This window comes from Yersinia sp. 22-579 (assembly GCF_030433455.1).
In the GTDB taxonomy this organism is placed as follows: domain Bacteria; phylum Pseudomonadota; class Gammaproteobacteria; order Enterobacterales; family Enterobacteriaceae; genus Yersinia; species Yersinia enterocolitica.
Genome location: NZ_JAUJTZ010000005.1, coordinates 33,685 through 60,103, shown reverse-complemented (window position 1 = coordinate 60,103; position 26,419 = coordinate 33,685). Strand labels below are relative to the sequence as shown.

Below are 26,419 nucleotides of genomic sequence, written 5' to 3'. Positions count from 1 at the left end.
TTTAGGCTGAGGCAGGAAGCACAGTCATTAATGTATTGTTACGATCAATACTGTCTCGCTCAGTTACCAGAATATCTTTGTAGTCGTCGGTATTAGCAATAATAACTGGTGTTGTTATATCAAACCCTTTAGCCACTAGCGCATTAAGGTCGAATGTTAAAAGTAATTGCCCTTTGGTGACAACATCACCTTCATTTATATTATTTTTAAAAAACTCGCCATTTAATTTTACTGTATCAATACCTACATGAATGAGAATCTCCACCCCCTCATCGGAGATAATCCCTATTGCATGGTGAGTATGGAATAATTTTGACACGACACCATTCACCGGCGAATAGACAAAACCGTCTGTGGGATAAATAGCTATTCCCTTCCCTATTATTTCACTGGCGAAAACGCCATCTTTAACATCAGCCAACGGTACTATTTTTCCATTAAGTGGTGCATTCAATAATACTTCAGCTAATATAGTTGCTGAGTTATTTCGAGAAAATTGACTATTTGATGTGCTATCTGGGCGCGGCACCACACTATTTTCATCTATTTTCTCATCAAAACCTAATATATAAGTCAGCACTGTTGATAAGACAAATGCCATCGATATACCAATAACATAATAAGCAAAAGTATTGGTCATAAATGCAGGCAGCGTAGTCAATGCCGGGAAAACATAAGCCATTACTGTGGTGCCCATGGCGCCAACAAATCCTCCAGCAATAGTTCCTGCAATAAGAGAAGCAATTAATGGACGTTTATATTTGATGGAAATACCGTAAACAATCGGTTCGGTCACCCCGGCAAATAACGCGGGAACCATAGTGGACAAGGCGAAAGATTTTAATTTCTTATCCTTGGTTTTAAGGAACACACCAAATGCAGCGCCAGCCGAAGCAAATGTTGCGGTGGCAGCGGCGGGCTTAATGGTATCAAAGCCATGTAATGCCAGGTTATTCAGCATCACAGGGACTAATCCCCAATGTAAGCCAAACATCACTAACAATGTCCAGCCACCACCAATAATTGCACCCGTCAGCATACCGCTTACATTATTCATATAAGCAATACCTGCACCAATGCCATCCCCCAGATAAACTCCAATCGGCCCAACAGCAATAACGATTACCGGTACCATGATGAGCAGCCCTAGCATAGGGACAGCAATCATTTCAATACTTTGATGGATGAAGCGTTTTAAAAATCGTTCAAGATAAGAGTAAGCCCAAATAGCGAGGATGGCCGGGATCAGGGTTGATGAATATTTCATCAGCACTACGGGGATCCCCATAAATTCGACAATATCCCCCTGATTTTTCATCAACCCTGTAAATGTGGGTTCCAGTAATGCCCCAACTATTGCCACTGACACAAATGGGTGAGCATTGAAAGATTTAGCACATGAGAACGCTAATAAGAGTGGAAGGAAATAAAACACACTGTTACTGGCCGCAGCCAGAATTTTATAAGTGCTACCAGTCGGGTCAATAAAATGGTACGTCGATAAAATAACCAGTAATGCTTTTAACATACCAGCACCAGCCAGAGCCGGCACAATAGGGACTAAAATGGACGACATTTTATTAAAGATGCGGCCGACTATATTACCTTTCTTATCAGGTGATGACTCACCGTCTATTGATGACACATCTCCTTTAATACCAAACTCGTCAACGATCACATTGTAGACTTTAGTCACATCGTTACCAATAACAACTTGATATTGACCATTACTTTCAACAGCTAAAATTACACCCTCCAATTTATCTAAAACTGATTTATTAAATTTTTTGGAATCTTTTAGAGAAAATCTTAAACGTGTAATGCAGTGAGTGAGCGAAACAACATTTTCCTTCCCACCTACATGTTCAATTATTTCCCCTGCCAGCATATTATATGCACCCATGGGATAACCTCAATTAAATTGATAAACTATTGAATCCATTTATTTTATGGACTATTCTTTTTAATTAATATTTTTAATGCTCTATTTAAGTCGGCACTCTGACATGTTCAATGTGAATAGCGAGAAACATCATTTCGTCACCTGTTAATTCCCGGCCATAGTCATGTTTAATAAATTTATTTATTTTCTTGGCACACTCATAAGAGATAGAGTATTTCTCGGCAACAACATCATGCAAAGAGTTATCATTGGTCATGACATAAGTATTACTGAGTAAACGGTGAGAAAAGAATTTCAAATGTGTCACAAAACGTTGAAAATTAATTGATTCTTCTTCATATTCAATATTGAAGTGATATTTAACGATATTCAATAAGTCTTGAATGACTTTTGATACATTCTCTATATCAGGCATGGTGCCGTCTTTTTGTGAATTCAACAGATGAAGTGCAATAAATCCAGCTTCATCTTCAGCAAGATCGACATTAAGTTTTTGTTTAATATTTTCTAATGCAGAAACGCCAATAATAAACTCATTCCGGTAGAGACGTTTGATATCCCAAAGTAGCATATTTCTAACATGGACCCCTTGCTTCGCTCGTTCAATAGCAAAACTAATATGATCCAACAGTGAAGCGTAAACACTCTTATGAATCTTTCTATCTAATTTGGTTGTGGCTTGTTTAACAATATCCAGGACAATATCAAACAGCTCCTCAGGGAGATCCTGAAAAGCATCATGGGTTTTATCAAAGCTATTTTCTTCATCAAGACGGAATATTTTTTGAATGCCTGCTTCATCAACCAGATCATTTGGCTTTTTATTGAAACCTACACCTTTACCAATAACAACACATTCTTTCCCACTAAAATCGTGAGCGACGACCACATTGTTATTCAGAACTCTTTGTATTCTCATATTCCACCCAAAAAAAAAGGCAAAACTTAAAAGAGTTCATTCTCTTTTAGGTTTTGCCTGTTCTTACACAGTAACAATCCGTTGAAGCCACTACATCATAAAGGATGGATTGTGGCAAGTTGCAATAATGATTCTTCCTTTTTTTGTGAACTATTTCACAAGCTATAGACGAGCTCCTTTCACAAACCTCATATACCATGCCCCACATGCCAGAGATTAAAACACTAATATATATGCTTGTTGGATGATAAACTTATGTCATAGCAGCACTGCCCGTCATGCCCCTAACTGGATATGAGTCAAGAACAAATGCAAGAGAAACAAGTGGTTAAGCAAAAAGAACAATACGATTTGAACAAATTACAGAAACGCCTGCGTCGCAATGTCGGCCAGGCGATTGCTGATTTTAATATGATTGAAGAAGGTGATCGCGTCATGGTCTGCCTGTCGGGGGGTAAAGACAGCTACACCATGTTGGATATTTTGCAGAACCTGCAAAAAAGTGCACCAATTAACTTCACCCTCATCGCGGTTAATCTGGATCAGAAACAACCAGGTTTCCCTGAAGATATCCTGCCTGCCTATCTGGATAAGCAAGGTGTTGAATACAAGATTGTAGAAGAGAACACTTACGGGATTGTGAAAGAGATCATTCCGGAAGGGAAAACCACCTGCTCGCTCTGTTCGCGCCTGCGCCGTGGGATTTTATACCGCACCGCGACTGAACTGGGAGCCACCAAAATCGCGCTTGGTCACCATCGCGATGATATTCTGCAAACGCTATTCCTGAATATGTTCTATGGCGGCAAACTGAAAGGCATGCCACCCAAACTGATGAGCGACGATGGCAAACATGTGGTTATTCGCCCACTGGCCTACTGTCGCGAAAAAGACATTGAACGTTTTGCTGTTGCCAGAGAGTACCCGATTATTCCTTGTAACTTATGCGGCTCGCAACCTAACCTGCAACGTCAGGTGATCAAAGATATGCTGCGTGATTGGGATAAACAGTATCCGGGGCGGATCGAAACTATGTTCAGCGCTATGCAAAATGTGGTGCCATCACATTTAAATGATCACAAGTTGTTTGATTTCAAAAATATCACCCACAATAGTGAAATTGTTGATGGCGGTGATTTGGCGTTTGATCGTGAAGAATTGCCACTACAACCGGTTGGCTGGCGGCCAGAAGATGCTGAAGATGGCGATACACAACCGCTGGTTCGCCTCGACGTACTGGAAATCAAGTAACCAAGTATCAGGTATTGCTTCTCACCGTTCAGGTGTAGAGGCAATCCTCTCGTTAGCCTTACCCACTGTTTTTCCTAAAAAACAAAAAAAATGCCGATGTTGAGACAACATCGGCATCGTAACAATTATGTGCTATGCAGTAATTCAAAAATAAAAGTATTACAAATATGGAGCGCAACGCCCATCGCTTGACGTTGCATTCACCTGCAAAGTGATAATGCCTGAGTCATCACTGTCAAATCTTGATATCGCTCAATTTTGCAGTGATTAGCGTGCTACCTGGCACACTCTTTTACTCGCTTGCGAATAGCTAATTAAAGCCATTTACTATGTTTTAACCACCATGCAACACCGAGTACCAACACCACCAACATCATACAAAATGTCGCAAAACCAAAAGAGTCGGTATTCCCAGGAATACCACCAAGGTTGACACCAAACAGCCCGGTTAAAAAGGTGGTGGGCAAAAATACCATAGCCAACAGTGACATGGTATAAGTGCGCCGGTTCATCGCATCGGCCATTAATGAACTAATTTCATCGGACAACACCGCAGTACGCGCAATACTGGAATCTAAATCTTCTAAACCCCGGCCCAAGCGCTCTGAGATTTCCTGCATGCGACGCCGATCATCATCATTCATCCACGGCAAGCGCTCACTGGCTAACCGAGAGAATACATCGCGCTGGGGGGCCATATATCGTCGTAGTACAATCAACTGCTTACGTAACAATGCCATCTGCCCGCGCGCTGGGATTTTTTGCTCCAATAAATCATCTTCGAGATCGATAATTTTATCGTGTAAGTCTTCGATAAACTCACTGGTGTGGTCGGTCAGACCATCGACAATCTCCACCAGCCAATTGCCACTGTTGGTTGGACCTGTGCCACTTTGTAAATCGTTGAGCACATCATCAATCGAGTAAACTTTGCGATGCCGGGTTGAAACTATCAATTTATCTGTCATATAAACCCGGATAGTGACTAGCTGGTCAGGCCGGGCATCATTATTGAAGTTAATCCCTCGGAGGGTGATCATTGTACCGTCACCCAAGCGGGTCACTTTCGGCCGTACACTTTCACCCGCCAAACCATCGCGAACAACTTCAGGTAATAGCGGGGTATTTTGCAGCCAGGCGGCGCTGTCCGGGTGAGTGTAATCCAGATGCAGCCAACATGGCTGCTCTGCGGTAGCAACAGCATCGGGGCTGATTGATGTTACGCCCCCTTTACCATCGAGTTGATAAGAATAAACGGCATCAGAAACTTGAAGTGCTTTTCCTGCGACTACATCCACGACAACATCCTCAATTTCAGCATTTATCATGCAATTAGCTCAGTGTAGCGCCCACCCACTGATCTTTAAAGGTGATGTATGCGATAGCTTGCTGTTACTATAAAATAATCGCAATACACTTTATATTAGAGCATCGTAAATGCAGCTATCCGATTCATTAACTATATGTTTCCGGGCAACAGAATTTATATCAAACAATCAGATTTTATATTAAGGATACATAATAATAAAGACAGAAGAAGCCCTCAAACTTTGAGGTACAATTTTGCTAATTACCACGTTATATATTCAAGGGATATTGATTATGAAAACCAGTATTATTACGTTAATGAAAGCATTCATTGGTGGCGCAGGGGCAGGGTTTGCATTGACTGGTGGGTTATCATTTTTAGTCCCCACATTAACCATTACCACATCCCTTGCATTTACATTCGCAGCAATTGGCAGTGTATTAATTTCCGGTATCTATCTGAGCAAACAGTGGGGGCACTGAATTGGAGCCACTCTCTTCCCTCTGGTACTCACCGCAGACCACTGATGAGTTGACGAAGTTCTACTGTATCATCTGTATTTCTTACATGTTGGTGCACATCACATGGGATTGTATTTCAAAAAAGACGCCAAGATTTGCATTGGAAAATCTGCAATATAAGCTTAATGAACTATATTCATCATCAACGTTTGCTACTAGCTCATTTTTTATTGTGATAATTTTTGATATGAAAAACCCATTAAGAACATCTGATGCTTTTATATTTCCACTCATAGTAGCATCATTGACTGGGTTTATGATCTCTATATCTGCCATTGTTCCTAAGCAGCACAATATAAATGACTTATAGATTAAGTTTCGGATCAACCAATTAACCCGCAAGAGTGAATTCCCTTGCAGGTTAATTGGTTAATAATAACTAGTGCTTAATAATATAAATCATTTGGCTATATGCCACATCTTCCGGATTAGTAATCGGGTAACCTTTTACCCAAGGTTTAATTAAGCGCCCGTTAGTAAATTGATATATAGGTGCTATTGGTACTTGCTCTGCAATAATTTGTTCGGCTTTATTATAATCGTCACTTAGCGCTTTCGGATTTGTTTGTTTACCCGCTTCACTCAGCAAACGGTCATAATCTGCACTCGTAAACTTGGCGATATTGCCGCTATGGGTCGAGGTCAGTAATGACAGGAATGTAGAAGGCTCATTGTAATCCCCAACCCATGAAGCACGGACCACATCAAAATTGCCGGTGTTGCGGCTATCAATGTAGGTCTTCCACTCTTGGTTAATCATTTGAACATCCACACCCAATGTTTTTTTCCACATTGAAGCAATGGCGATGGCTAACTTTTGATTATTATCCGATGTGTTATACAACAGCGATAATTTTAGTGGCTTATCAGGCCCATAACCCGCCGCATGCAGTAACGCTTTGGCTTGTGCATTCAGTTCATCCTGGTCTTGTTGTTGTAATAAATTGGTCACCGGATGATAGCCAGCCGTAACATCAGGGGTAAAGTGGTAGGCAGGCTTTTCCCCAGTACCCAAGACTTTTTCAGCGATAATTTTACGATCTATTGCATAAGATAATGCCTTACGTACCCGAACATCATTTGTTGGTGCTCGCTGGGTATTAAATGCGTAATAATAAGTACCTAATTGGTCTGGGGTATAAACCTGATCAGGAATATCTTTTAATAGTTTCTGATAGAGATTTTTAGGGAAGGATTCCGTAATATCAATATCGCCTGCCTGATAGCGCTTAGTGGCATTAGCTTCCTGATTGATAGGAATAAAAGTCACTTTGGTGAGAACTGTATGAGCATGGTCCCAATAATAGTTGTTTGGCACCAATACCAATTTCTCATTCACCACTCTATCTTGTAATTTGAATGCGCCGTTCCCCACCAGATTGCCGACTTTAGTCCAGTCACTACCATATTTCTCAACCACGGTTGATGGTACCGGGAATAAACTGAAATTAGCGGTCAGGCTGGGAAAATAAGGTACCGGCTTACTAAGTTTAACTTTGAGGGTGTAATCATTAACAGCACTAACCCCAAGGGCCTCGGGTGGCATCTTTCCGGCAATAATCTGTTGCGCATTCTCCATACCAGCCAGCTCGGCAAACCAGGCGAAAGGAGATAAACTTTTAGGGTCAACCAGGCGACGCCAACTATATACAAAATCCTGAGCGGTCACGGGATCGCCATTCGACCATTTAGCATCTTTGCGTAACGTAAATATATAGGTTTGGTTATCTGACGTTTTCCAGTTTGTCGCAACACCTGGAATTATCTGTCCATGCGAATCCTGGTTAACCAGCCCTTCGAATAGATCACGGGCAACCTGAGCTTCGATTAACCCAACCGCTTTCATTGGGTCAAGGGACGCAGGCTCATCTTTAATATGACGAACAAGTTCTTGTTTTTCAGCCAACACAGTGCCAGCGGGGACATCAGCAGCATTTGCCGCGCCCAGCGCTGCCCCCACCAATGCGGCACATAATGCATAACGGAAATAGCGCATAATGATTAACCTTTTCGTTGTCGTTCCATTTCAGCGAAAGTCACTAACTCTTATCAACATAAACTAGCAGATCAATTGGTTCAAAGTAATAATGCTAAATGATATGTTGAGTGTAATATGCATATAATTCGGAATAACAGAATATCATGAGTCAATATCGCCCCCGCTCCACACGGGGAAATCTGGTTACCTTAGGGCAACACTACGGTACCACTCTGCTGGGAGCGCCACTGATCTATTTTCCGGCCGCAAATCCATCAGCGCAAACCGGGCTGATTATCGCGGGGACTCATGGCGATGAAAGTGCGGCAATTGTAGCCCTCTCCTGCGCGTTACGTAGCATTTCCCCTGAACAACAGCGCCACCATGTGATATTGGCAGTTAATCCCGATGGCTGCCAATTGGGGCTGCGGGCTAATGCCAATGGCGTAGATCTTAATCGTAATTTTCCGGCAAAAAACTGGCAGGCTGGCGAAACGGTATATCGCTGGAACAGTGCGGCGGATGCAAGAGATGTGGTGTTATCGACTGGAGAGTGCGCAGCCTCCGAACCCGAAACTCAAGCATTGTGTGCATTGATTACGCAGTTGTCTCCGCGCTGGGTAGTCTCTTTTCACGAGCCATTAGCCTGCATTGAAGACCCTGATAGTTCAGCATTGGGGGAACAGTTGGCGGCAAACTTTAACTTACCACTGGTGACGAATGTAGGTTACGCCACTCCGGGGTCATTTGGCAGTTGGTGCGCCGACATCAGCTTACCTTGTATTACGGCGGAATTACCCCCCATCTCTGCCGATGCAGCCAGTGAATGTTATCTGGCTGCCCTGGTAGACTTACTCACAAGACCGGATTAAGCCGATAAATCAATAGCGCCGGTCGAGAAATGTAACCCATCATCGACATCGTGTTGCAACCACGTAGGGCCATCCAGATCAACAAAGCGGGCACCTGAAGCCAGTGGCAATGCAGCACGAATAGCGCGAGATGTACACAACATACAACCAAGCATAATGGCAAATCCGAGCGATTTTGCCTGTTCGGCCAATAGCAATGCTTCGGTTAACCCACCACTTTTATCCAGTTTAATGTTGACCATCTCATAACGGCCAACCAACCCCGCCAAATCCGCGCGAGTATGGCAACTCTCATCAGCACAAATGGGCAGCGGGTGGATAAAGTTCTGCAAAGAATCATCATTCCCTGCGGGTAATGGCTGCTCCAACATAGCCACTCCTAAATCTGCCAGTAACTGGCAACGCGCGGCTAAACCCTCAGGCTGCCAGGATTCATTGGCATCTACAATTAATGTCACTTCTGGTGCTGCGCTGCGGATTGCCACCAACCGCTCAGCAATCAGGTGGTCATCCAGTTTTATTTTCAATAACCTGGCCCCCTGATGTGCCAATGCGCTCGCACTGTACGCCATCGCTTCCGGAGTCCCGATACTGACTGTCTGGGCCATAGAGATATGGGCGACCGGTGCCGTCTGGGTCAACTGCCATAAACTCTGCTGATTCTGCAAACACTCCAACTGCCATAATGCACAATCGACCGCATTTCTCGCCGCTCCAGCAGGCAATAGCTGTTGTAAGCCCTCACGTGAAACGCCCTGCTCAATGGCGCTGGCCACCAGAGCCAACTGTGCCATCACCGAAGATTCACTTTCTCCATAATGTGGATATGGAGTACATTCACCAAAGGCATGAATGCCCGCTTCCTCAATCTCGACAACCACAACTTTTGCTTCGGTACGGCTTCCGCGAGAAATCACAAATGCGGAATGTAGAGGCCAGGACTCGGGATAGCAACGCAGAGTTCTCATTATGGTTCCTCAGAAGAATTCAGGGGTTGACTGTCGGTATTAGAACCTAATGTCAGTAAAATCTAAATTATTTAGCAAATTTCTCATATCCAAGCCGCTATTGTTACCTTAAACTGAGCTTCGTGTTACACATCTGTAAAAGGGATCAAATAATGACACAGACAGTACATTTCCAAGGCAATCCAGTGACCGTTGCAGGTCAACTACCGCAACCCGGCGATAAAGCTAAAGATTTTACTTTGGTTGCGAAAGATTTATCTGATGTTGCTCTGAGCAGCTTCGTGGGTAAACGTAAGGTTCTGAATATTTTCCCGAGTATTGATACCGGTGTTTGTGCCGCATCTGTACGCAAATTCAATCAATTGGCTGGCGAACTTGAGAACACCGTTGTTCTTTGTATCTCCTCTGACCTGCCATTTGCTCAATCACGTTTTTGCGGTGCTGAAGGCCTGAGCAACGTGACTACGCTGTCAACTTTGCGTGGCGCAGATTTCAAACAAGCTTACGGTGTGGCCATTACTGAAGGCCCGTTGGCAGGCTTGACCGCTCGTGCTGTAGTGATTCTGGATGGTCAGGACAACGTTATCTATAGTGAGCTAGTTAACGAAATCACCACCGAACCAGACTATGATGCTGCACTGGCAGCACTGAAGTAATTCGAACTACTTTGGTTTAAATAGAGTTTATCCATAAACGGCTGGCCCTTTCGGGTGCAGCCGTTTTTTTATGGTTTTCTCTTTTACGTCGACTCTTCTTCACTTTCATCACTGGCGGAGCGCTTACTACTCAGGCCATATTCACGTAGTTTATTGGCAATTGCGGTGTGAGAAACACCAAGGCGCTTAGCAAGTTTACGTGTGCTGGGATAATTACGATAAAGCCGAGTTAAAACAGAGCGTTCAAAACGTTTGCTAATATCGTCGAGCGAACCATCAAGTACTTCATCCCCCAGAGCCGCTTCAACCTCAAACTCCGGCAAGACAATATCTTGTGGCCGTAGCTCCGCCCCTTCCAATTGGGTCAAAGCACGATAAATCGCATTTTTCAGTTGGCGGACATTACCTGGCCAACCGTAATTGGTCAGAAAACCACTCAGTTCAGGCGCTAGTTTCGGCCGAGGTACACCCTGCTCGTCAGAGAAACGCGCCACAAACAGTGCTGTCAGTGGCATGATATCGGCTTGGCGCTCACGCAGAGGCGGTAAAGTGATAGTCAATACATTAAGGCGGTAATAGAGATCCTCGCGGAATTCGCCACGCTGTACTAATTCCACCAAATTCTTTTGGGTGGCACAAATAACCCGCACATCAACATGCACCTCATGCTCCTCTCCGACACGGCGGAAAGTTCCGTCATTAAGGAAACGTAACAGTTTGATCTGCATGCGAGGCGACATTTCGCCGATTTCATCTAACAGTACTGAGCCGCCATTAGCCTGCTCAAAGAAGCCTTTTTTACCCTCAACAGCATTGGGGTATGCTCCTGCGGCATAGCCAAATAGCTCACTTTCTACGACATCATCGGGTAAAGAAGCGCAATTCAGGCCGAGGAAGGGCATTTTCCCGCGCGGGCTGCGTAGATGGCAAGCGCGTGCCAACAGGTCTTTGCCGGTGCCGGTATCACCCACCAACAGTAGTGGTGCATCCAACATGGCTAATTTACGTGCTTGGTCAAGCACTTGACGCATTTTAACGCTGGTGGCAACAATTTGTTTAAATTCGGTATCATCATTTACCGATAAGATTTGCAGTTGTTTCCCCATGCGCGCGGTCGATTTTAACATCACCACAGCGCCGACCGTCTGACTCTGTTGATTTTCGTCTTCAAGCTGAATCGGAGTGATCTCCATCAGGTAATCCTGATTATTGATCAATACACGTTCAGTATGAGGCGCAGTTTCCCCCCCATCGAACCAACGCGCAAAATTATATCCGCCCAGCAAACTACCCGCTGTTTTGTGACGAACCTTCTCCTCATTAAGGGAGAAAAGTTCACGGGCAGCCGGGTTAGCTAACTCAAGGTTACCTTTTAAATCGATAGAAAATACCGGCTCTGGCATGGATTCAAGCAGCGCCCGCAGCGAACGGTGTTCTCGCTCAGATGGCATAAAGGAGACGGTGCGGACATCAGTCACTCCATCAATGCGTCGAATATCCATCATCAACGCACTAAATACACTGAAATCCAGCTGTGAGAAATTCAGATAAATACGGCCAATCGGATCAATTTCGATCCCACGTAAATCAATGCCGCGTAAAACCAAGAGATCAAGTAACTCTCTGGTGAGACCGATTCGGTCTTCGCAAAAAACTTCCAAGCGCATCAGTATCGACCTTATATAGGGCAGGTGCGGAATATCTGTCTATGATAATACCCTGTCCCCCCTTACTGATGAAGCAATCTGTCAGCAAAAGTTGACAGGAATCGGCTTTTTGCTGTTTTTTCTATCCAATTGAACTCACAAAGATAAGATCATCAACCCCTATCAGGGCCGTATATAGCGAGTTATTAGTTTTTATACTAATAATTTAGAATTATATAATGACGTATGCTGTCGGCATTCTCGTCAAGAACCGGTGACACTTTGCTTTATATCGGCCAACTGGCTATAGTAGACATAGCCAATTGACCGAGGAGGTTACATGAGAGCGTATCACCCCACTCCAGCGACCAAAACAGGGGCGCTATGGCGAGAGATTGGTTTGCCCGCGAGCCGCGGTACTGTATTGGTCGATAGCATCAAAATGGGTTTTTCTGTTGATGTCATTGACAGCATCCATCTATGGGCATCAATCCCCAAAGCTGAAATCTTGCGTGCGACCGGCATTCCCAGCCGCAGCTTGACTCGCAGACGCACACATGATGGCCGTTTCACTCCCGAAGAGAGTGAGCGAATTGCGCGTTTTGTTCGGGTTATGGACGCCGCAGTTGATCTATTTGGCGGAGATAAAGGCAAAGCTATCACTTGGATGTCGACCCCGATTAAAGGCCTGGGTCACCGTAGTCCGGATTCCTTACTGGAAACCGAAACCGGTGCATTGGAAGTCTGTGATTTGATTGGACGCCTGGAGCACGGCGTATTTTCATAACTGTGCGCTATAAGGATCAGTAGCTTATGAAGATAAACCCGGCAGGCCTCTATTTATGATGCTCTACCGCATTGTGATGCGCCGCTATCTTGCCTCAACCTGGACCGGCTATGGTGCCGAAATCTATGGTGGCCGCTGGAATCATAAGGGGCACGCCGCCATCTACTTAGCCAGCAGTGTATCACTGGCGATGTTGGAGACGTTGGTACATATTCAGGACAGCTCAACACTAAGTGAGTTCGAGTTATTCCAAATTGAAATCGAAGATAGCAACATTATGCTGCTTCAGCCGCAGGATTGGCCCACGGACTGGCGCAGCGACCCCGCACCTGCGACCACAATGGATATCGGCACTGAATGGCTGGAGTCAGAATCATCACTTGGATTACTGGTTCCATCCACTCTGGTGCCGACAGAAAACAATCTACTGCTCAATCCTCGGCACAAAAGCTTTCAAGCCTGCCTAAGCAGTGTTCAACCGCTCTCTTTTGCCTTTGACCCACGGCTGAAATAGCGCTACTGCTGCGCCGGTTTATCTTTTTTTGGCAAGGTATTTTTCAATTGGCCAATCAATTGCCGACGGAAATCGCCCAACTTAGGTTTATCATCTCCCAACCACGGCAATGGGCGACACAACTCCATTGCTTTGATACCCAGTCGAGCCGTCAGCAAACCAGCCCCGATGCCTTGCGCGGCTCGGGCAGATAAACGTGCGGCTAAATCCTGCGATAACCAGTCCATACCCACTTCGCGCACCAATTCAGATGCTCCGGCAAAAGCAATATTGAGTAGTACCAAACGGAACAGACGGATGCGGCTGAAATACCCCAACTCAATACCATACAAAGCAGCAATACGATTGATCAGACGAATATTTCGCCAGGCGATAAACGCCATATCCACCAGCGCCAGCGGACTGACGGCAATCATTAATGCTGACTCGGCGGCATAGCGGCTGATTTCGGCCCGCGCCAGATTATCCAGTGATGGCTGAACCAGTTTGGCATACAGTTCAACGACTTCACGGTCATTATGGGTTTCATGTAGCGAGGCTTGCCAACGCTGGAGTGCCGGATGACCTTGATCCAGCCCTGCCTGACGCGCCAACTTTTCACAAAATGCCCGCCCTTGGCCTATACCATGACTCACCAGTAGTTCGCGCGCAATGTCCCGCTCTTCAGCCCGTTGGCGCAGGCGGTATAAACGCCGCCACTCCGTCACCACTGAACCGACTCCCGCCAGTACGATAAGCCCCCCCGCAGTGGTGGCCCCCAGTGCAATCCAATCCTGCTGTTGCCACGCCTGATTAACCCATTGCACTGACTGAGCAATCACACTGACACCAAACAGGGCTATCCCCAGCGTCACCATTTTACGCCACAGGCTACGTTTCGGCTTCAATGCCGCATTAACCAGCCCTTCTACCCGCCCTTCTTCATTCTCTGCGTCCAGTTCTGGATCCGCAGGATAGAAATTCTCGGCGGTATGTTGATCAAAAGCTTGCGCCGCTTTTAATACCGGTTCGTCTATGGGTTGCAGAGGCTGTTCGAAATCGATTCGGGGTTTTAAAGGCTCGCTCATCGCAATTTATCTCCCAATAAAAATTCCATGACGGCATCAAGGCGAATATGGGGTAATGGGCTATCGACATGTACCGCTTGTGGACGGAACTCATCAAAATGAAACCCTTGCTGCTGCCAAAATGCGGGGCCGGGTAAGCGTGCTGGAACATCGCCGGGGAAGACCGTTAGCGGCGCACCATCAGTTAGCCGATTGCCGCGTAATGCAGGAATTTTCTGTCCCTGATGTTCAACGATGCCACTTTGTGTCGCCTGTACCGACGCCAGCCCAACACAATCCATGCTGATCCCTTCAAATGCGGCATTTTGCCAGGCCTCCTGCACCAATTGTTGCAGTAAGGAGACCAGGTTAGCGTGTTGATCGGCCGTGACATGGTCGGCTTTGGTTGCTGCAAACATCAGCTTATCGATACACGGAGAAAATAAGCGACGGAATAACGTGCGCTTCCCGTAATGGAAGCTCTGCATCAATTGCGTCAACGCCAGGCGCATATCGTTAAACGCCTGCGGCCCGCTATTCAGGGGTTGCAGGCAATCTACCAGCACGATTTGTCGGTCAAAACGCACAAAGTGCTCTTTGTAAAAACCTTTCACGACCGAGTTGCAGTAATAATTAAAACGAGTGCGCAGCATGCCCAAATTGGAATGTTTATCGGCTTGAGCCAGCCGCGATTCGCCAAGATCAGTGACATCCGGCCACGGGAAGAACTGCAATGCAGGCGCGCCCGCCATATCACCCGGCAACACAAAACGCCCCGGTTGAATGAAATGCAGGCCTTCATTTTTACAACGAATCAGATAATCAGTATAAGCCTGAGCAATCGCCGCCAGTTGATTTTCATCGGCCGGGGCCAATGGATCGCACTGCTGACACAGCGTCAGCCAAGGTTTGGCCCACTCAGCGCGATCCCCTTGCAACAAGCCAGCCATCTGCCGCGACCAGCTCAAATAATCTTGTTCCAGCATGGGTAAATCCAACAACCATTCACCCGGATAATCGACAATTTCCAGATACAGCGTTGATGTCTCTTTAAAATGCCGCAACAAGGAATCGTTGGAGCGAAAACGCAAAGCTAAGCGAATTTCGCTAACACCACGGGTTGGGGTTGGCCAATTAGGCGGCGTACCGTATAAAGAGGCCAGACCTTCATCGTAAGTAAAGCGCTGAATGCCCAAATCACGCTGCGGCACCCGTTTTACTCCCAGTAACCGTTCTTCACGCACAGCAGAAAACAGCGGCAAGCGCGCGCCGCTGTGGACATGAAGTAATTGATTCACCAGAGAAGTGATAAATGCAGTTTTCCCGCTGCGGCTCAAGCCGGTTACTGCCAAGCGCAGATGCCTATCCATCCCGCGATTGACCAATGACGTAATCTCATTTTGCAGTCGTTTCATGCTTCTCCTTGGCAAATTGACCCGCCGCTGCCCCCATTGCACGTTTTAGCATGGGTTCCAACATCATCAGCAACAACCAGCGCAAGGGTTTTCGGCTGACATTTCTGACGATAAAACCTGCTGCACCTGCCGGGCCATAGGTCAATGCGACACTAAAAATAATTTTAATTAGTGTGGTTAATACTACACCTGCACGGCTGCGGGCGGGATTATTGTTCATCGTTATGCCCTCCGGCAGACTTTAGCGTTAATTGAATAAGTCATATCACAACTGACGAAAACGGCTCTGCACCCCAAAGGTTTCGGAAGTGACATAGCGCTCGACCTGGCGCAAACGTTGCTCTCCAGCCCCCAGTTCATACTCAAGTTGATCAAGAAGCTGGCGCGGCGTCGCCTCGTGATGCTCACTAAAACTGGATGCAGGCGCAGGTTCCAACAAGAAAGTCAGTACGATATAAGCCGCAATGGTGAAAACGAACAGACCAAAGAACAGCGATAACACCACCATCACACGAATCAGCCGCACCGGAATATCAAAATAGTGCGCTAACCCGGCACAAACGCCCTTGATCATGCCTTCTTCTGGCACGCGATAGAGTTTCTTCTTACTTAACACATTATTTTTAAATGAATTGCTTTTAAACGAATCGTTTTTAAACATATCGCCCATTATGACTGCCTCCAATTCGGATGCTCGGCATCAAGAATTTCTTCCAATGCCTGAATGCGGTCACGCATCCGGCGCGCATCGTCTGTTAACTGCGATAGACGTTGCATATCCTGATGACTAAGTTGAGCACCGCTTTGCTGGCGATTGCTGTAATGCAGCCATAACCAAATCGGTGCGACAAACAACACAAAAATGGTCAGCGGTATGGCAAGAAATAGGATACTCATTAGTTCCCCTCAATTATACCCGTCATACTTCAAGCTGCATGTGTGTTGGCTGCCTTCGTTCACCTCAGTCACTTACTTGTGTAAGCTCCTGGGACTCGCTCAGTTGCCGCCTTCCTGCAACTCGAATTATTGGTGTATATATGCTCGCGGATATCCGCATTTTAATCATGGCAGGCCGCCTGTATGCCGACGGCCTGACGAGGTATTTTTCTGAAGTTTAGCGCTAACTTATTGCGCTGAATTCATTTTTGCTTTCAGTGCGGCCAGTTGGTTGCTAATTTCATCATCAGCTTTCAGTTCGGCAAACTGGCTTTCCAATGACTTTTGTTTGCCAATACCCACAGTTTCAGCCTCAGCTTCCATATGATCAATGCGGCGCTCAAACTGTTCAAAACGGGCCATTGCTTCATCCAGTTTGCCACTGTCTAACTGACGGCGAACATCACGAGATGATGCAGCCGCTTGATGACGCAGTGTCAGGGCTTGCTGCCGGGCACGCGTTTCAGTCAGCTTACTTTCAAGCTCAGTGATTTCATGCTTCATGCGGGTAAGCGTTTCATCAACCGTCGTCACTTCACGAGTCAGCGTCTCAATCAGTGCGACCACTTTTTGCTTTTCAATCAGGGCGGCACGCGCCAAATCTTCTTTATCTTTGCGCAAAGCCAGTTCGGCTTTATCCTGCCACTCCTGCTGCTGGCTTTCACAGTGGTCAATGCGGCGTAGCAATTGTTTTTTCTCAGCCAGTGCGCGGGCCGATGTTGAGCGGATCTCAACCAGTGTATCTTCCATTTCCTGAATCATCAGCCGCACCAACTTCTGTGGATCTTCAGCTTTATCCAGTAATGTATTGATGTTGGCGTTCACGATATCGGCAAAACGAGAAAAAATACCCATAATTTACATCCTCTTTAAACTAATTGGCGTTTGGTTGCGCCGATTCACATAATTTCAATAGTGATATATCAAGAGTCGTGCCAACTTTCTCATAAAATTAATTGATTGAAAAATAACAAAAAGTAATTTTTGACTGTTTGAATATAAAATGTAAAGTGATTACTTTAACCAACTATTGGCGAATTTCATCATGAGCGAGCAATTAGAAAACCTGTTAGGCCAAGCCAACTCTTTTGTTGAAGTGCTGGAGCAAGTTTCAGGGCTGGCAAAGCTGAATAAGCCAGTGTTGGTGATTGGTGAACGAGGTACCGGCAAGGAGTTGATAGCCCATCGCCTGCATTACTTATCAGGCCGTTGGCAGGGGCCGTTTATTTCACTCAATTGTGCTGCTCTTAATGAAAATTTACTCGATTCAGAACTGTTCGGCCATGAGGCGGGAGCCTTTACTGGCGCGCAGAAGCGTCATCTTGGGCGTTTTGAACGCGCAGATGGCGGCACGCTTTTTTTAGATGAACTGGCAACCGCCCCCATGCTGGTACAGGAAAAGTTATTACGGGTGATTGAGTATGGTCATCTGGAGCGTGTTGGTGGGAGCCAACCCTTGCAAGTGGATGTTCGTTTAGTGTGTGCAACCAATGACAACTTGCCCGCGCTGGCCGCCGCAGGGAAATTCCGCGCTGACCTGCTCGACCGCCTGGCATTTGATGTGGTGCAACTGCCGCCGTTGCGTGAACGCCAACAAGATATTATGTTGCTGGCAGAGCATTTTGCCATTCAGATGTGCCGGGAATTAGGTCTGCCACTGTTCCCTGGATTTACCCCGCAAGCCGAACAGCAATTACTGGAATATCATTGGCCGGGAAATGTGCGCGAGCTGAAAAATGTCGTCGAGCGCTCAGTATATCGCCACGGCGACAGCAGTAAGGCGCTGGATAACATTATTATCGACCCTTTTGCACACCGGCAGAACATAGAAAATAGCCGTATCGAGCGCAGCAACGCTGACAACCAAACCAGCGAGTTGCCCACCTTACCGCTCAATCTTAAAGATTGGCTGCATAATAGTGAAAAACAGATACTCAAGCAGGCATTGGAACAGGCGCGATTTAATCAACGCAAGGCAGCCAGCTTGTTGGGGCTGACTTACCATCAATTACGCGGCATGCTGAAGAAACATCAAATATTGGCAGGTGAACAATAAATCAGCCTATGGCGATAAGCGGAAGGCGCTGACTGAAGTATCAGTCGGCACCTTCAATTCCTCGTAAATATTTATTTTTAACACAAACATTAACTGGGAGACTGATTAAATACGCCGCTTGTGCAAAACTGGACATCCCTTTTGCTGCATTCCCATTTGTTCTGTCATCCGCTATGGCGCCATACCACTTATCATCTATCTTGATATTAATCGCATCGAGAGATATATCATCCGGCCGCCACATAATGCTCGCATTATAATTTTTAATTATCCGTTTATAAATCATAATACCTTCATCAATATCGCATTGTGATTTTAAATCTCCAGGTTTCGTCGCGAATGCAGGGATGCATATAAATATAATAGCCCCGCAAGTAATTAATTTCATAATATAACCACCCCATTTAGTGATATATGAAAGTTAGCTTTATAAAATAGCCACTAGCTTAAACATTTTCCCATGACCGCTATAAATTGAATCCAGACTTCGTTTGAAACTTATTGAATCCATACTGCCAAAACAAGCCCTAATCATAGGTCTTATTCCCATTCTTAACATCCAGGTTCGCATCATATTCAGCGCTGAAGGCACAATAAAAGCGCTATGATAAGGATTCATACTGGCACTCGAACGTGTTTGTTGATAGAAAGGGTTGGGAATATATCCATTAAACAGAACGTTGCCCTGATGCAATAAATATGAAGTTGCTGACATGACCTGTTCCGCTAAAACTCTGCGATGGGCCATCCATTCTGATAAGTAGGGTGCATAACGAAAAATACGATGAATCTCCTGTTGAATCTCACTGGCCCCCAGTCGTAATAAAAAATCCAGGGTATGATCTGCACTATACATATTAGCATCAGCTCGTATCTGATAAATATACGCCTTTGGACCACTGGTCATTGTCGTTTTTATATTTTTCAACACTCTTTCTAAATAATCGTAAGCAAAACTTCTGTCCGCCGTAGTAGAAATAAATGCACTATCTGCGAGTTGGTAAATATTACTACGGCAGCTTCTACCACTAAGGTGTTCTAGCACCAGATCATTGTCACCTGAAGAATAAAAACCCTGACTGAATATTTCATGATGGTCACGAGTATCAACACGCCAGACAATATCAGGTGGTTTAGCCCTACTATTAAAATTTATCAGGCATAAAGTAAGCAATAAAATCATTAACTGACATCGGCCCATCACGCCTCCATAAAATCTAAATGTAGCTTTGTTACTCATATATTTCATGTATGAATATAGCAATGGATACATTGATGTCATAATCCAAAATAACTGGGCGTATACATGTTAAATATTATTATTTAAATTAAATCATGACTGGACGTCAGTACACTTACTATCGGAAAGGGAATTGGCGACGGTAGGTAAAAAAAAAGCCAGCACCCGAGCTGGCTTAAAAAACACTGGAAGCAATGTGAGCAATGTCGTGCTTTTCTGTCAAAAGCCTGAAACAACTAGCTTTGTCTCGAAGAGCAAATAGATGATAATGGTTATCAATAGCACTTGCAAACACTTTGTTGAGAATTTTTCTCATTCCCATACTAATTCTGATGGAATTACGGACAATTTCAGAATGAAAAACCTTTCCCCCTAATGATGCCTTCCCGATTTCTCGGTGAATAAACAATAATTTGCTGCTTATTACTCTCAATTGCTGCAACAAACAGCAGACAGCGCAGTTGTTTTGCTCAATGGATTGGGAGGCGTGCCAGATTACGGTACACTAAGTGTATTGCTTACTTACTGCGAAGCGTTTATGCGTGCATTACTTATTTTGATGCTATCGATTTGGATGCTCCCGCTGGCTTGCCTTGCGACCCCAGCGCTGGCGCAACCTGCCCCAGCCGCCGAACCGACTCAACCTCTGCCGGATATCCGTCAGCGCGGTTTTGTCTATTGTGTCAGTGGGATACTGAATACCTTCAATCCACAGATGGCCAGTAGCGGATTAACTATCGACACCCTTGCGGCGCAGCTTTATGACCGCTTATTAGATGTTGACCCCTATACCTACCGGTTAAGCCCTGAATTGGCGGAAAGCTGGCAAGTGCTGGATAACGGGGCTACCTACCGTTTTCATTTGCGTAAAGATGTCCCGTTCCAGACTACCGATTGGTTTACTCCCACACGCAAGATGAATGCTGATGACGTGGTATTCAGTTTCCAACGGGTATTTGATTCGCAGCATCCTTATCATGAGGTCAACGGCGGTGAATATCCTTACTTTGATAGCCTGCAATTTGCTGATGCAGTGCAAAGTGTCAAAAAACTTGATGACTATACTGTTGAATTTAAACTGAAAGCCCCCGATGCTTCATTTCTGTGGCACTTAGCGACCCACTATGCGCCGATCCTTTCAGCCGAATATGCCGATGTATTAACCCAACAGGGCCGACAAGAGCAGATCGATCGCGAGCCGGTAGGCACTGGCCCCTTCTTATTAAACGAATATCGGTCCGGGCAATATATCCGTTTGTTCCGTAACAGTGATTATTGGAAAGGTTTGCCACGCATGCCGCAGGTCGTCATTGACCTCGGGGCGGGAGGAACTGGCCGCTTATCCAAGTTATTAACTGGTGAATGTGATGTATTGGCCTATCCCGCTGCTAGCCAGTTATCTATTTTACGCGATGACCCCCGCCTGCGCTTGACTCTGCGCCCAGGGATGAACGTGGCTTATTTGGCCTTTAATACCCGCAAACCGCCGCTGAATGATCAACGCGTCCGCCAGGCCATCGCCTTATCTATTAATAACCAACGATTGATGCAATCAATCTATTATGGCACGGCGGAAACTGCGGCATCCATTTTGCCCCGTGCATCATGGGCTTATGATAATCAGGCTCAGGTGACTGAATATAATCCGGAAAAAGCCAAAGCGATCCTCAAAGAGCTGGGTATCACCAAGCTGCAACTCAACTTATGGGTACCGACGGCATCGCAGTCCTATAACCCCAGCCCTTTAAAAACGGCAGAGTTGATACAAGCTGACTTAGCGCAGGTCGGAATTACGGTGAATATCGTGCCGGTCGAAGGCCGTTTCCAGGAAGCTCGCCTGATGGAGATGAGCCACGACCTGACACTCTCTGGCTGGTCAACCGACAGTAATGACCCCGACAGTTTCTTCCGCCCACTATTAAGCTGTGCAGCAATCCGTTCGCAAACAAACTATGCTCACTGGTGTGACCCTGAGTTTGATGAGTTGCTGCAAAAAGCTTTACGTTCCCAGCAATTATCGGCACGTATTGAATATTATCAGCAAGCCCAGCGCATTCTGGAACAGCAACTGCCGCTGTTACCCCTGGCGTCATCCTTGCGGTTGCAAGCATACCGTTATGATATTAAAGGTTTAGTTTTAAGCCCATTTGGTAATTCTTCTTTTGCAGGCGTGTTTCGCGAAAACCAGCTTCGAGAAAATCAGCTTCAAGAAAGCCAGTCTCACCAAAGCAATCGTGATGAGGGTAAAAAGCCATGATAATCTTCACATTGCGGCGCTTATTACTGCTGTTGATAACCCTCTTTATGTTGTCATTGGTCAGTTTTAGCCTGAGCTATTTTACTCCTCATGCCCCCTTGAATGGCGCATCTCTGCTCGATGCCTACCGTTTCTATTTCAGCAGCTTGCTTCAGTGGGACTTTGGCGTTTCCAGCATTAATGGTCAACCAATCAGTGAGCAATTGCGCGAAGCTTTCCCTGCCACGATGGAGCTATGTGTTCTGGCCTTTACCTTGGCGCTATTTATCGGTATTCCACTGGGGATTATTGCCGGTGTGATGCGCGGCAAATTTGCTGATATTGCCATCAGTTCCATTGCACTCATCGGTTTCTCAATCCCGGTATTTTGGCTCGCCCTGCTACTGATGTTGTTCTTTTCGCTGCATTTGGGATGGCTGCCGGTTTCTGGGCGTTTTGACCTGTTATATCAAGTGAAACCTGTCACCGGGCTGGCGTTAGTCGATGCGTGGCTGTCACCCTCGCCGTATCGTAAAGAAATGATGCTCAGTGCGTTGCAACATATGATTTTACCCATCACGGCACTGGCCGTAGCCCCCACCACGGAAGTCATTCGTTTAATGCGCACCAGTACCGATGATGTTATCGGGCAAAACTATATTAAAGCGGCGGCAACCCGTGGCTTGTCCCGATTTACCATTATTCGCCGCCATGTGTTGCACAATGCTTTACCGCCCATCATTCCAAAATTGGGGTTACAGTTCTCGACCATGCTGACATTGGCGATGATAACCGAAGTGGTGTTTAACTGGCCGGGGTTAGGTCGTTGGCTAATCAATGCGATTCGACAACAAGATTATGCTGCAATCTCAGCCGGCGTGATGGTAGTCGGTTCGCTGGTTATCGTCATTAACGTTCTGTCGGATATCCTGGGCGCGATGATGACGCCGTTAAAGCATAAGGAATGGTATGCCCTTCGATAATGTCTACCGCGAGAAGAAAATGCCCAGCCCGCTGCTCTATACCTGGCGGCTTTTCTATGCCGATGGCCTGGCAATGGTAGGGTTTTATGGCGTGCTGGGGTTGTTAGTGTTATGTGTACTGGGCAGCACGCTAGCCCCTTACGCTCTCGACCAACAGTTTTTGGGCTACCAGTTACTGCCCCCCTCATGGTCACGTTACGGCAATGTCTCTTTCTTCCTGGGCACTGATGACTTAGGGCGCGATATTTTAAGCCGTTTATTAGCGGGCACTGCATCCACTTATGGGTCGGCGCTATTAGTGACAGTGGCAGCGGCACTGTGTGGCGTGATCCTCGGGGTGTTTGCAGGTATCACCCACGGTTTTCGTTCTGCCATTCTTAATCACGTGCTGGATACACTGCTCTCAATCCCCTCCCTGCTGCTAGCCATTATTGTGGTGGCTTTTGTCGGCCCGAGCTTAGAACACGCCATGTTCGCCGTCTGGTTGGCACTACTTCCCCGCATGGTGCGCACTATTTACAGTGCCGTGCATGATGAACTGGATAAAGAATATGTGATTGCCGCCCGTCTGGATGGTGCATCGACTCCCCATATTTTGGCCTATGCCATTTTGCCGAATATCGCAGCAGTGTTAGTCACTGAATTTACTCGCGCGCTCTCAATGGCGATTTTGGATATTGCGGCCTTGGGTTTTCTCGATTTAGGCGCGCAATTACCCTCGCCAGAATGGGGGGCGATGCTCGGAGATTCACTGGATTTAGTCTATGTCGCGCCGTGGACCGTGATGTTACCCGGTGGAGCAATTTTGGTCAGTGTACTGCTGGTTAATCTGTTAGGTGATGGTATGCGCCGAGCTATTAATGCGGGGGTGGAATAATGCCGCTACTGGATATTCGTAACCTCACCATTGAATTTATGACTGCCGAAGGGATGGTGAAAGCGGTTGACCGCATCAGTATCACCCTCACGGAGGGGGAAGTCCGTGGCATAGTCGGCGAATCAGGCTCGGGCAAGAGTTTGATTGCCAAGGCTATCTGTGGCGTAAGCAAAGATAACTGGCGTATTACCGCCGACCGTTTTCGCTTTAATGATATTGACCTGTTGCAACTGACCCCCCGTGAGCGACGTAAGGTGATCGGCCATAATATTTCGATGATTTTTCAGGAGCCGCAATCCTGTTTGGATCCGTCAGAAAGTATTGGTCGGCAACTGGTGCAAGCTATCCCAGGTTGGACTTACAAAGGCCGCTGGTGGCAACGATTCCATTGGCGTAAACGTCGGGCAATCGAGTTGCTGCATCGGGTGGGGATTAAAGACCACAAAGACATTATGGGCAGTTATCCCTACGAACTGACCGAAGGCGAATGCCAAAAGGTGATGATTGCTATTGCGCTGGCCAATCAGCCCCGCTTACTGATTGCCGATGAGCCCACCAATGCGATGGAACCTACCACTCAGGCACAGATTTTCCGTTTACTGGCACGGCTGAATCAAAACAATAACACCACAATTTTGCTCATCAGCCATGACTTACAAATGATGAGTAAATGGGCCACCCGGATTAATGTGTTGTATTGCGGTCAGACGGTGGAAAGTGCTGTTTGTGAAGACCTGCTGGCATCCCCACACCATCCTTATACTCAAGCGCTGATCCGCGCCATGCCTGACTTTGGCCGCTCTCTGCCACACAAAAGTCGGCTGAATACTTTACCGGGAGCGATTCCTTCATTGGAGCACTTGCCGATTGGTTGTCGTCTGGGGCCTCGTTGCCCTTATGCCCAGAAAACCTGTATCGAAACACCGCGCTTGCGATTGGTGAAAAACCACGCCTTTGCCTGCCACTTCCCCTTAAATCTGGAGGAGCAATAATGGCCGAGACACTGCTCGAAGTCCGTAACCTGAGCAAAACCTTTCGCTATCGCACTGGGCTGTTTCGTCGCCAGCATGTGGAGGCGGTTAAAGCGGTCAGTTTCACCTTACGCGAAGGTCAAACACTGGCGGTTATTGGTGAAAATGGTTCGGGTAAATCTACCTTAGCTAAAATGCTGTCGGGCATGATTGAACCGACCGACGGTGAATTGCTCATTGACGACCACCGCCTGGTGTATGGTGATTATGCTTATCGCAGCCAGCGTATTCGGATGATTTTCCAAGACCCGAGCACCTCGCTTAACCCGCGTCAACGTATTGGCCAACTACTGGATGCACCGTTAAAGCTGAATACCGATTTAGATGCCGCCGCGCGCGAACAGCGTATCTATCAGACTTTACGCCAGGTGGGGTTGTTACCGGATCACGCGAATTACTATCCACATATGTTGGCCTCCGGTCAGAAACAGCGTATTGCGCTGGCGCGAGCATTGATCCTGCAACCAAAAGTGATTGTTGCCGATGAAGCTTTGGCGTCACTGGATATGTCCATGCGTTCACAGATTATTAATCTGATGCTGGAGTTACAGGAAAAGCACGGCATATCCTATATTTATGTAACCCAACATTTAGGCATGATGAAGCATATCAGTGACCAGGTGATTGTGATGCATGAAGGGGAAGTTGTGGAGCGCGGCAGTACCGCAGAAGTGCTCGCAGCACCCTTGCATGATCTAACTAAGCGATTGATTTCCAGTCATTTTGGTGAAGCTCTTACCGCAGATGCCTGGCGTCGGGATAGCGCAAGTTTCTAACCGCCACAGGGTTAATGTGACATTGTCACGTCATTCGCAAACAAACCTGCCTCCGCGATCATCTGATCGCGGAAATTTTATGATCCTATATGAAGTTAATGACAAAGCTATTGGTGACTGCTAACAAAGTCAAATGAAGGGAAATCGTGCCGTTGGGGTCGTAGCAACAGAGTCGCCGGAGCGCCCCTAGGTGCGGTAAACCCTTCACTCACTGAGTCTGATACAATCATTAGCCAATTATTAACTAACGTAACAACATTTTTGTTATATATAATAATATGTTATTACTTTTAGTTATGGATTATGGTTTAACATTATTTTATCTCGCCAACTCAATCAGCAATGATATCCACTGTGTTCATTCCATAAAACAACAGGATATCTTGCCGATGTTGAACCCTCGCACTTTGCATAACGCCCAGCCAGATACCGCAATACCCACCTTGTTCAGTATTCATCTGTACCTGTCGCCTGAAGAGGTGCTTCCTTCACCTTTAAC

General features: G+C 46.3%; 27 protein-coding genes. 12 read left to right on the top strand and 15 right to left on the bottom strand.

Going from position 1 to position 26,419, the window contains the following annotated elements; genetic code table 11:
• Position 1: 1 nt before the first annotated feature.
• Positions 2–1,903 carry a beta-glucoside-specific PTS transporter subunit IIABC gene (locus tag QSV56_RS07570; protein ID WP_050131557.1) on the bottom strand — a complete coding sequence of 634 codons (1,902 nt, stop codon included), beginning with the start codon at positions 1,901–1,903 and terminating at the stop codon, positions 2–4.
• A gap of 85 nt (positions 1,904–1,988) precedes the next feature.
• Positions 1,989–2,822 carry a BglG family transcription antiterminator LicT gene (gene licT / locus QSV56_RS07565; RefSeq protein ID WP_019083080.1) on the bottom strand — a complete coding sequence of 278 codons (834 nt, stop codon included), beginning with the start codon at positions 2,820–2,822 and terminating at the stop codon, positions 1,989–1,991.
• Positions 2,823–3,131: 309 nt separating this feature from the next.
• Here licT and ttcA point away from each other — a divergent pair, with 309 nt between their 5' ends.
• Entirely contained in the window at positions 3,132–4,073 is a 942-nt protein-coding gene (gene ttcA / locus QSV56_RS07560; RefSeq protein ID WP_026018215.1) for a tRNA 2-thiocytidine(32) synthetase TtcA, read from the top strand.
• A 314-nt stretch (positions 4,074–4,387) separates the two neighbouring features.
• Here ttcA and zntB read toward each other — a convergent pair whose 3' ends face one another.
• A complete protein-coding gene (gene zntB, locus QSV56_RS07555) occupies positions 4,388–5,371 on the bottom strand; it encodes a zinc transporter ZntB (protein ID WP_005169583.1) in 984 nt (327 codons plus the stop codon).
• A 304-nt stretch (positions 5,372–5,675) separates the two neighbouring features.
• Here zntB and QSV56_RS07550 point away from each other — a divergent pair, with 304 nt between their 5' ends.
• Positions 5,676–5,864, top strand: a complete 189-nt coding sequence (locus tag QSV56_RS07550; RefSeq protein WP_019079362.1) for a hypothetical protein — start codon at positions 5,676–5,678, stop codon at positions 5,862–5,864.
• A 418-nt stretch (positions 5,865–6,282) separates the two neighbouring features.
• On the opposite strand, the gene QSV56_RS07545 is transcribed toward QSV56_RS07550, so the two are convergent.
• Positions 6,283–7,899, bottom strand: a complete 1,617-nt coding sequence (locus QSV56_RS07545; RefSeq protein ID WP_019079360.1) for an ABC transporter substrate-binding protein — start codon at positions 7,897–7,899, stop codon at positions 6,283–6,285.
• 146 nt (positions 7,900–8,045) lie between these two features.
• On the opposite strand from QSV56_RS07545, the gene mpaA reads away from it, so the two are divergent.
• Complete coding sequence (mpaA, locus tag QSV56_RS07540; protein WP_050131552.1) at positions 8,046–8,753, top strand: murein tripeptide amidase MpaA; 708 nt, start codon at positions 8,046–8,048, stop codon at positions 8,751–8,753.
• On the opposite strand, the gene ycjG is transcribed toward mpaA, so the two are convergent.
• Complete coding sequence (gene ycjG, locus QSV56_RS07535; protein ID WP_019079358.1) at positions 8,750–9,721, bottom strand: L-Ala-D/L-Glu epimerase; 972 nt, start codon at positions 9,719–9,721, stop codon at positions 8,750–8,752. The genes mpaA and ycjG overlap by 4 nt on opposite strands.
• Before the next feature lie 152 nt (positions 9,722–9,873).
• On the opposite strand from ycjG, the gene tpx reads away from it, so the two are divergent.
• Entirely contained in the window at positions 9,874–10,377 is a 504-nt protein-coding gene (tpx, locus tag QSV56_RS07530) for a thiol peroxidase (protein WP_005161000.1), read from the top strand.
• Positions 10,378–10,460: 83 nt separating this feature from the next.
• Here tpx and tyrR read toward each other — a convergent pair whose 3' ends face one another.
• The gene (gene tyrR / locus QSV56_RS07525; protein WP_219656704.1) at positions 10,461–12,044 is read right to left on the bottom strand and encodes a transcriptional regulator TyrR; all 1,584 of its coding nucleotides are present in this window, start codon (positions 12,042–12,044) and stop codon (positions 10,461–10,463) included.
• 319 nt (positions 12,045–12,363) lie between these two features.
• On the opposite strand from tyrR, the gene xre reads away from it, so the two are divergent.
• Both xre and QSV56_RS07515 read left to right on the top strand, forming a co-directional pair.
• Positions 12,364–12,810: a type II toxin-antitoxin system antitoxin Xre gene (xre, locus tag QSV56_RS07520; protein WP_019079356.1), complete on the top strand. Its 447-nt coding sequence runs from the start codon at positions 12,364–12,366 to the stop codon at positions 12,808–12,810.
• Positions 12,811–12,865: 55 nt separating this feature from the next.
• Entirely contained in the window at positions 12,866–13,324 is a 459-nt protein-coding gene (locus QSV56_RS07515) for an RES family NAD+ phosphorylase (protein ID WP_019079355.1), read from the top strand.
• A gap of 2 nt (positions 13,325–13,326) precedes the next feature.
• Here the strand turns inward: QSV56_RS07515 and QSV56_RS07510 are convergent, their stop codons facing one another.
• The 6 genes from QSV56_RS07510 to pspA all read right to left on the bottom strand — a co-directional run bounded on the left by QSV56_RS07510 (position 13,327) and on the right by pspA (position 17,576).
• Positions 13,327–14,391: a YcjF family protein gene (locus QSV56_RS07510; RefSeq protein WP_046050952.1), complete on the bottom strand. Its 1,065-nt coding sequence runs from the start codon at positions 14,389–14,391 to the stop codon at positions 13,327–13,329.
• Positions 14,388–15,785: a YcjX family protein gene (locus tag QSV56_RS07505; RefSeq protein WP_046050953.1), complete on the bottom strand. Its 1,398-nt coding sequence runs from the start codon at positions 15,783–15,785 to the stop codon at positions 14,388–14,390. The genes QSV56_RS07510 and QSV56_RS07505 overlap by 4 nt, the downstream gene beginning before the upstream one ends.
• The gene (gene pspD / locus QSV56_RS07500; RefSeq protein ID WP_005169543.1) at positions 15,766–16,005 is read right to left on the bottom strand and encodes a phage shock protein PspD; all 240 of its coding nucleotides are present in this window, start codon (positions 16,003–16,005) and stop codon (positions 15,766–15,768) included. Before pspD ends, QSV56_RS07505 begins: the two co-directional genes overlap by 20 nt.
• A gap of 45 nt (positions 16,006–16,050) precedes the next feature.
• Positions 16,051–16,446, bottom strand: a complete 396-nt coding sequence (gene pspC / locus QSV56_RS07495) for an envelope stress response membrane protein PspC (protein WP_161803522.1) — start codon at positions 16,444–16,446, stop codon at positions 16,051–16,053.
• Between the two features lie 8 nt (positions 16,447–16,454).
• Positions 16,455–16,682 carry an envelope stress response membrane protein PspB gene (gene pspB / locus QSV56_RS07490; RefSeq protein ID WP_019079351.1) on the bottom strand — a complete coding sequence of 76 codons (228 nt, stop codon included), beginning with the start codon at positions 16,680–16,682 and terminating at the stop codon, positions 16,455–16,457.
• Positions 16,683–16,910: 228 nt separating this feature from the next.
• Positions 16,911–17,576, bottom strand: coding sequence for a phage shock protein PspA (gene pspA / locus QSV56_RS07485; RefSeq protein WP_046695022.1), 666 nt, complete (start codon positions 17,574–17,576; stop codon positions 16,911–16,913).
• 190 nt (positions 17,577–17,766) lie between these two features.
• Here pspA and pspF point away from each other — a divergent pair, with 190 nt between their 5' ends.
• Positions 17,767–18,777, top strand: a complete 1,011-nt coding sequence (gene pspF / locus QSV56_RS07480; RefSeq protein ID WP_050162999.1) for a phage shock protein operon transcriptional activator — start codon at positions 17,767–17,769, stop codon at positions 18,775–18,777.
• 40 nt (positions 18,778–18,817) lie between these two features.
• Here pspF and ytxB read toward each other — a convergent pair whose 3' ends face one another.
• Entirely contained in the window at positions 18,818–19,165 is a 348-nt protein-coding gene (gene ytxB, locus QSV56_RS07475) for a putative AB5 enterotoxin binding subunit YtxB (RefSeq protein ID WP_077174681.1), read from the bottom strand.
• 39 nt (positions 19,166–19,204) lie between these two features.
• Positions 19,205–19,978 carry a putative AB5 enterotoxin ADP-ribosylating subunit YtxA gene (ytxA, locus tag QSV56_RS07470; RefSeq protein ID WP_301211941.1) on the bottom strand — a complete coding sequence of 258 codons (774 nt, stop codon included), beginning with the start codon at positions 19,976–19,978 and terminating at the stop codon, positions 19,205–19,207.
• Positions 19,979–20,555: 577 nt separating this feature from the next.
• Between ytxA and sapA the strand changes: the two genes are divergently transcribed.
• Genes sapA through sapF form a run of 5 tightly spaced genes read left to right on the top strand, consistent with a single transcriptional unit; the run spans position 20,556 to position 25,920 of the window.
• On the top strand, positions 20,556–22,274 hold the full coding sequence (gene sapA, locus QSV56_RS07465; RefSeq protein WP_229699174.1) for an ABC transporter substrate-binding protein SapA: 1,719 nt from the start codon (positions 20,556–20,558) through the stop codon (positions 22,272–22,274).
• Complete coding sequence (gene sapB, locus QSV56_RS07460) at positions 22,271–23,236, top strand: putrescine export ABC transporter permease SapB (RefSeq protein ID WP_019079345.1); 966 nt, start codon at positions 22,271–22,273, stop codon at positions 23,234–23,236. Before sapA ends, sapB begins: the two co-directional genes overlap by 4 nt.
• Positions 23,223–24,113, top strand: coding sequence for a putrescine export ABC transporter permease SapC (sapC, locus tag QSV56_RS07455; protein WP_019079344.1), 891 nt, complete (start codon positions 23,223–23,225; stop codon positions 24,111–24,113). Before sapB ends, sapC begins: the two co-directional genes overlap by 14 nt.
• Positions 24,113–25,105 carry a putrescine export ABC transporter ATP-binding protein SapD gene (gene sapD / locus QSV56_RS07450; RefSeq protein ID WP_005169513.1) on the top strand — a complete coding sequence of 331 codons (993 nt, stop codon included), beginning with the start codon at positions 24,113–24,115 and terminating at the stop codon, positions 25,103–25,105. Before sapC ends, sapD begins: the two co-directional genes overlap by 1 nt.
• Complete coding sequence (gene sapF, locus QSV56_RS07445; RefSeq protein WP_019079343.1) at positions 25,105–25,920, top strand: putrescine export ABC transporter ATP-binding protein SapF; 816 nt, start codon at positions 25,105–25,107, stop codon at positions 25,918–25,920. The genes sapD and sapF overlap by 1 nt, the downstream gene beginning before the upstream one ends.
• Positions 25,921–26,252: 332 nt before the next feature.
• Here the strand turns inward: sapF and QSV56_RS07440 are convergent, their stop codons facing one another.
• Positions 26,253–26,378, bottom strand: coding sequence for a hypothetical protein (locus QSV56_RS07440; RefSeq protein WP_019079342.1), 126 nt, complete (start codon positions 26,376–26,378; stop codon positions 26,253–26,255).
• Positions 26,379–26,419 lie beyond the last annotated feature (41 nt).

What these genes read in the sequence shown, in the direction of transcription:
- QSV56_RS07570 (WP_050131557.1), bottom strand. Translation starts at nt 1,903, where the DNA reads ATGGGTGCATATAATATGCTGGCAGGGGAAATAATTGAACATGTAGGT.
- licT (WP_019083080.1), bottom strand. Translation starts at nt 2,822, where the DNA reads ATGAGAATACAAAGAGTTCTGAATAACAATGTGGTCGTCGCTCACGAT.
- ttcA (WP_026018215.1), top strand. Translation starts at nt 3,132, where the DNA reads ATGCAAGAGAAACAAGTGGTTAAGCAAAAAGAACAATACGATTTGAAC.
- QSV56_RS07550 (WP_019079362.1), top strand. Translation starts at nt 5,676, where the DNA reads ATGAAAACCAGTATTATTACGTTAATGAAAGCATTCATTGGTGGCGCA.
- QSV56_RS07545 (WP_019079360.1), bottom strand. Translation starts at nt 7,899, where the DNA reads ATGCGCTATTTCCGTTATGCATTATGTGCCGCATTGGTGGGGGCAGCG.
- mpaA (WP_050131552.1), top strand. Translation starts at nt 8,046, where the DNA reads ATGAGTCAATATCGCCCCCGCTCCACACGGGGAAATCTGGTTACCTTA.
- ycjG (WP_019079358.1), bottom strand. Translation starts at nt 9,721, where the DNA reads ATGAGAACTCTGCGTTGCTATCCCGAGTCCTGGCCTCTACATTCCGCA.
- tpx (WP_005161000.1), top strand. Translation starts at nt 9,874, where the DNA reads ATGACACAGACAGTACATTTCCAAGGCAATCCAGTGACCGTTGCAGGT.
- tyrR (WP_219656704.1), bottom strand. Translation starts at nt 12,044, where the DNA reads ATGCGCTTGGAAGTTTTTTGCGAAGACCGAATCGGTCTCACCAGAGAG.
- xre (WP_019079356.1), top strand. Translation starts at nt 12,364, where the DNA reads ATGAGAGCGTATCACCCCACTCCAGCGACCAAAACAGGGGCGCTATGG.
- QSV56_RS07515 (WP_019079355.1), top strand. Translation starts at nt 12,866, where the DNA reads ATGATGCTCTACCGCATTGTGATGCGCCGCTATCTTGCCTCAACCTGG.
- QSV56_RS07510 (WP_046050952.1), bottom strand. Translation starts at nt 14,391, where the DNA reads ATGAGCGAGCCTTTAAAACCCCGAATCGATTTCGAACAGCCTCTGCAA.
- QSV56_RS07505 (WP_046050953.1), bottom strand. Translation starts at nt 15,785, where the DNA reads ATGAAACGACTGCAAAATGAGATTACGTCATTGGTCAATCGCGGGATG.
- pspD (WP_005169543.1), bottom strand. Translation starts at nt 16,005, where the DNA reads ATGAACAATAATCCCGCCCGCAGCCGTGCAGGTGTAGTATTAACCACA.
- pspC (WP_161803522.1), bottom strand. Translation starts at nt 16,446, where the DNA reads ATGTTTAAAAACGATTCGTTTAAAAGCAATTCATTTAAAAATAATGTG.
- pspB (WP_019079351.1), bottom strand. Translation starts at nt 16,682, where the DNA reads ATGAGTATCCTATTTCTTGCCATACCGCTGACCATTTTTGTGTTGTTT.
- pspA (WP_046695022.1), bottom strand. Translation starts at nt 17,576, where the DNA reads ATGGGTATTTTTTCTCGTTTTGCCGATATCGTGAACGCCAACATCAAT.
- pspF (WP_050162999.1), top strand. Translation starts at nt 17,767, where the DNA reads ATGAGCGAGCAATTAGAAAACCTGTTAGGCCAAGCCAACTCTTTTGTT.
- ytxB (WP_077174681.1), bottom strand. Translation starts at nt 19,165, where the DNA reads ATGAAATTAATTACTTGCGGGGCTATTATATTTATATGCATCCCTGCA.
- ytxA (WP_301211941.1), bottom strand. Translation starts at nt 19,978, where the DNA reads ATGGGCCGATGTCAGTTAATGATTTTATTGCTTACTTTATGCCTGATA.
- sapA (WP_229699174.1), top strand. Translation starts at nt 20,556, where the DNA reads ATGCGTGCATTACTTATTTTGATGCTATCGATTTGGATGCTCCCGCTG.
- sapB (WP_019079345.1), top strand. Translation starts at nt 22,271, where the DNA reads ATGATAATCTTCACATTGCGGCGCTTATTACTGCTGTTGATAACCCTC.
- sapC (WP_019079344.1), top strand. Translation starts at nt 23,223, where the DNA reads ATGCCCTTCGATAATGTCTACCGCGAGAAGAAAATGCCCAGCCCGCTG.
- sapD (WP_005169513.1), top strand. Translation starts at nt 24,113, where the DNA reads ATGCCGCTACTGGATATTCGTAACCTCACCATTGAATTTATGACTGCC.
- sapF (WP_019079343.1), top strand. Translation starts at nt 25,105, where the DNA reads ATGGCCGAGACACTGCTCGAAGTCCGTAACCTGAGCAAAACCTTTCGC.
- QSV56_RS07440 (WP_019079342.1), bottom strand. Translation starts at nt 26,378, where the DNA reads ATGAATACTGAACAAGGTGGGTATTGCGGTATCTGGCTGGGCGTTATG.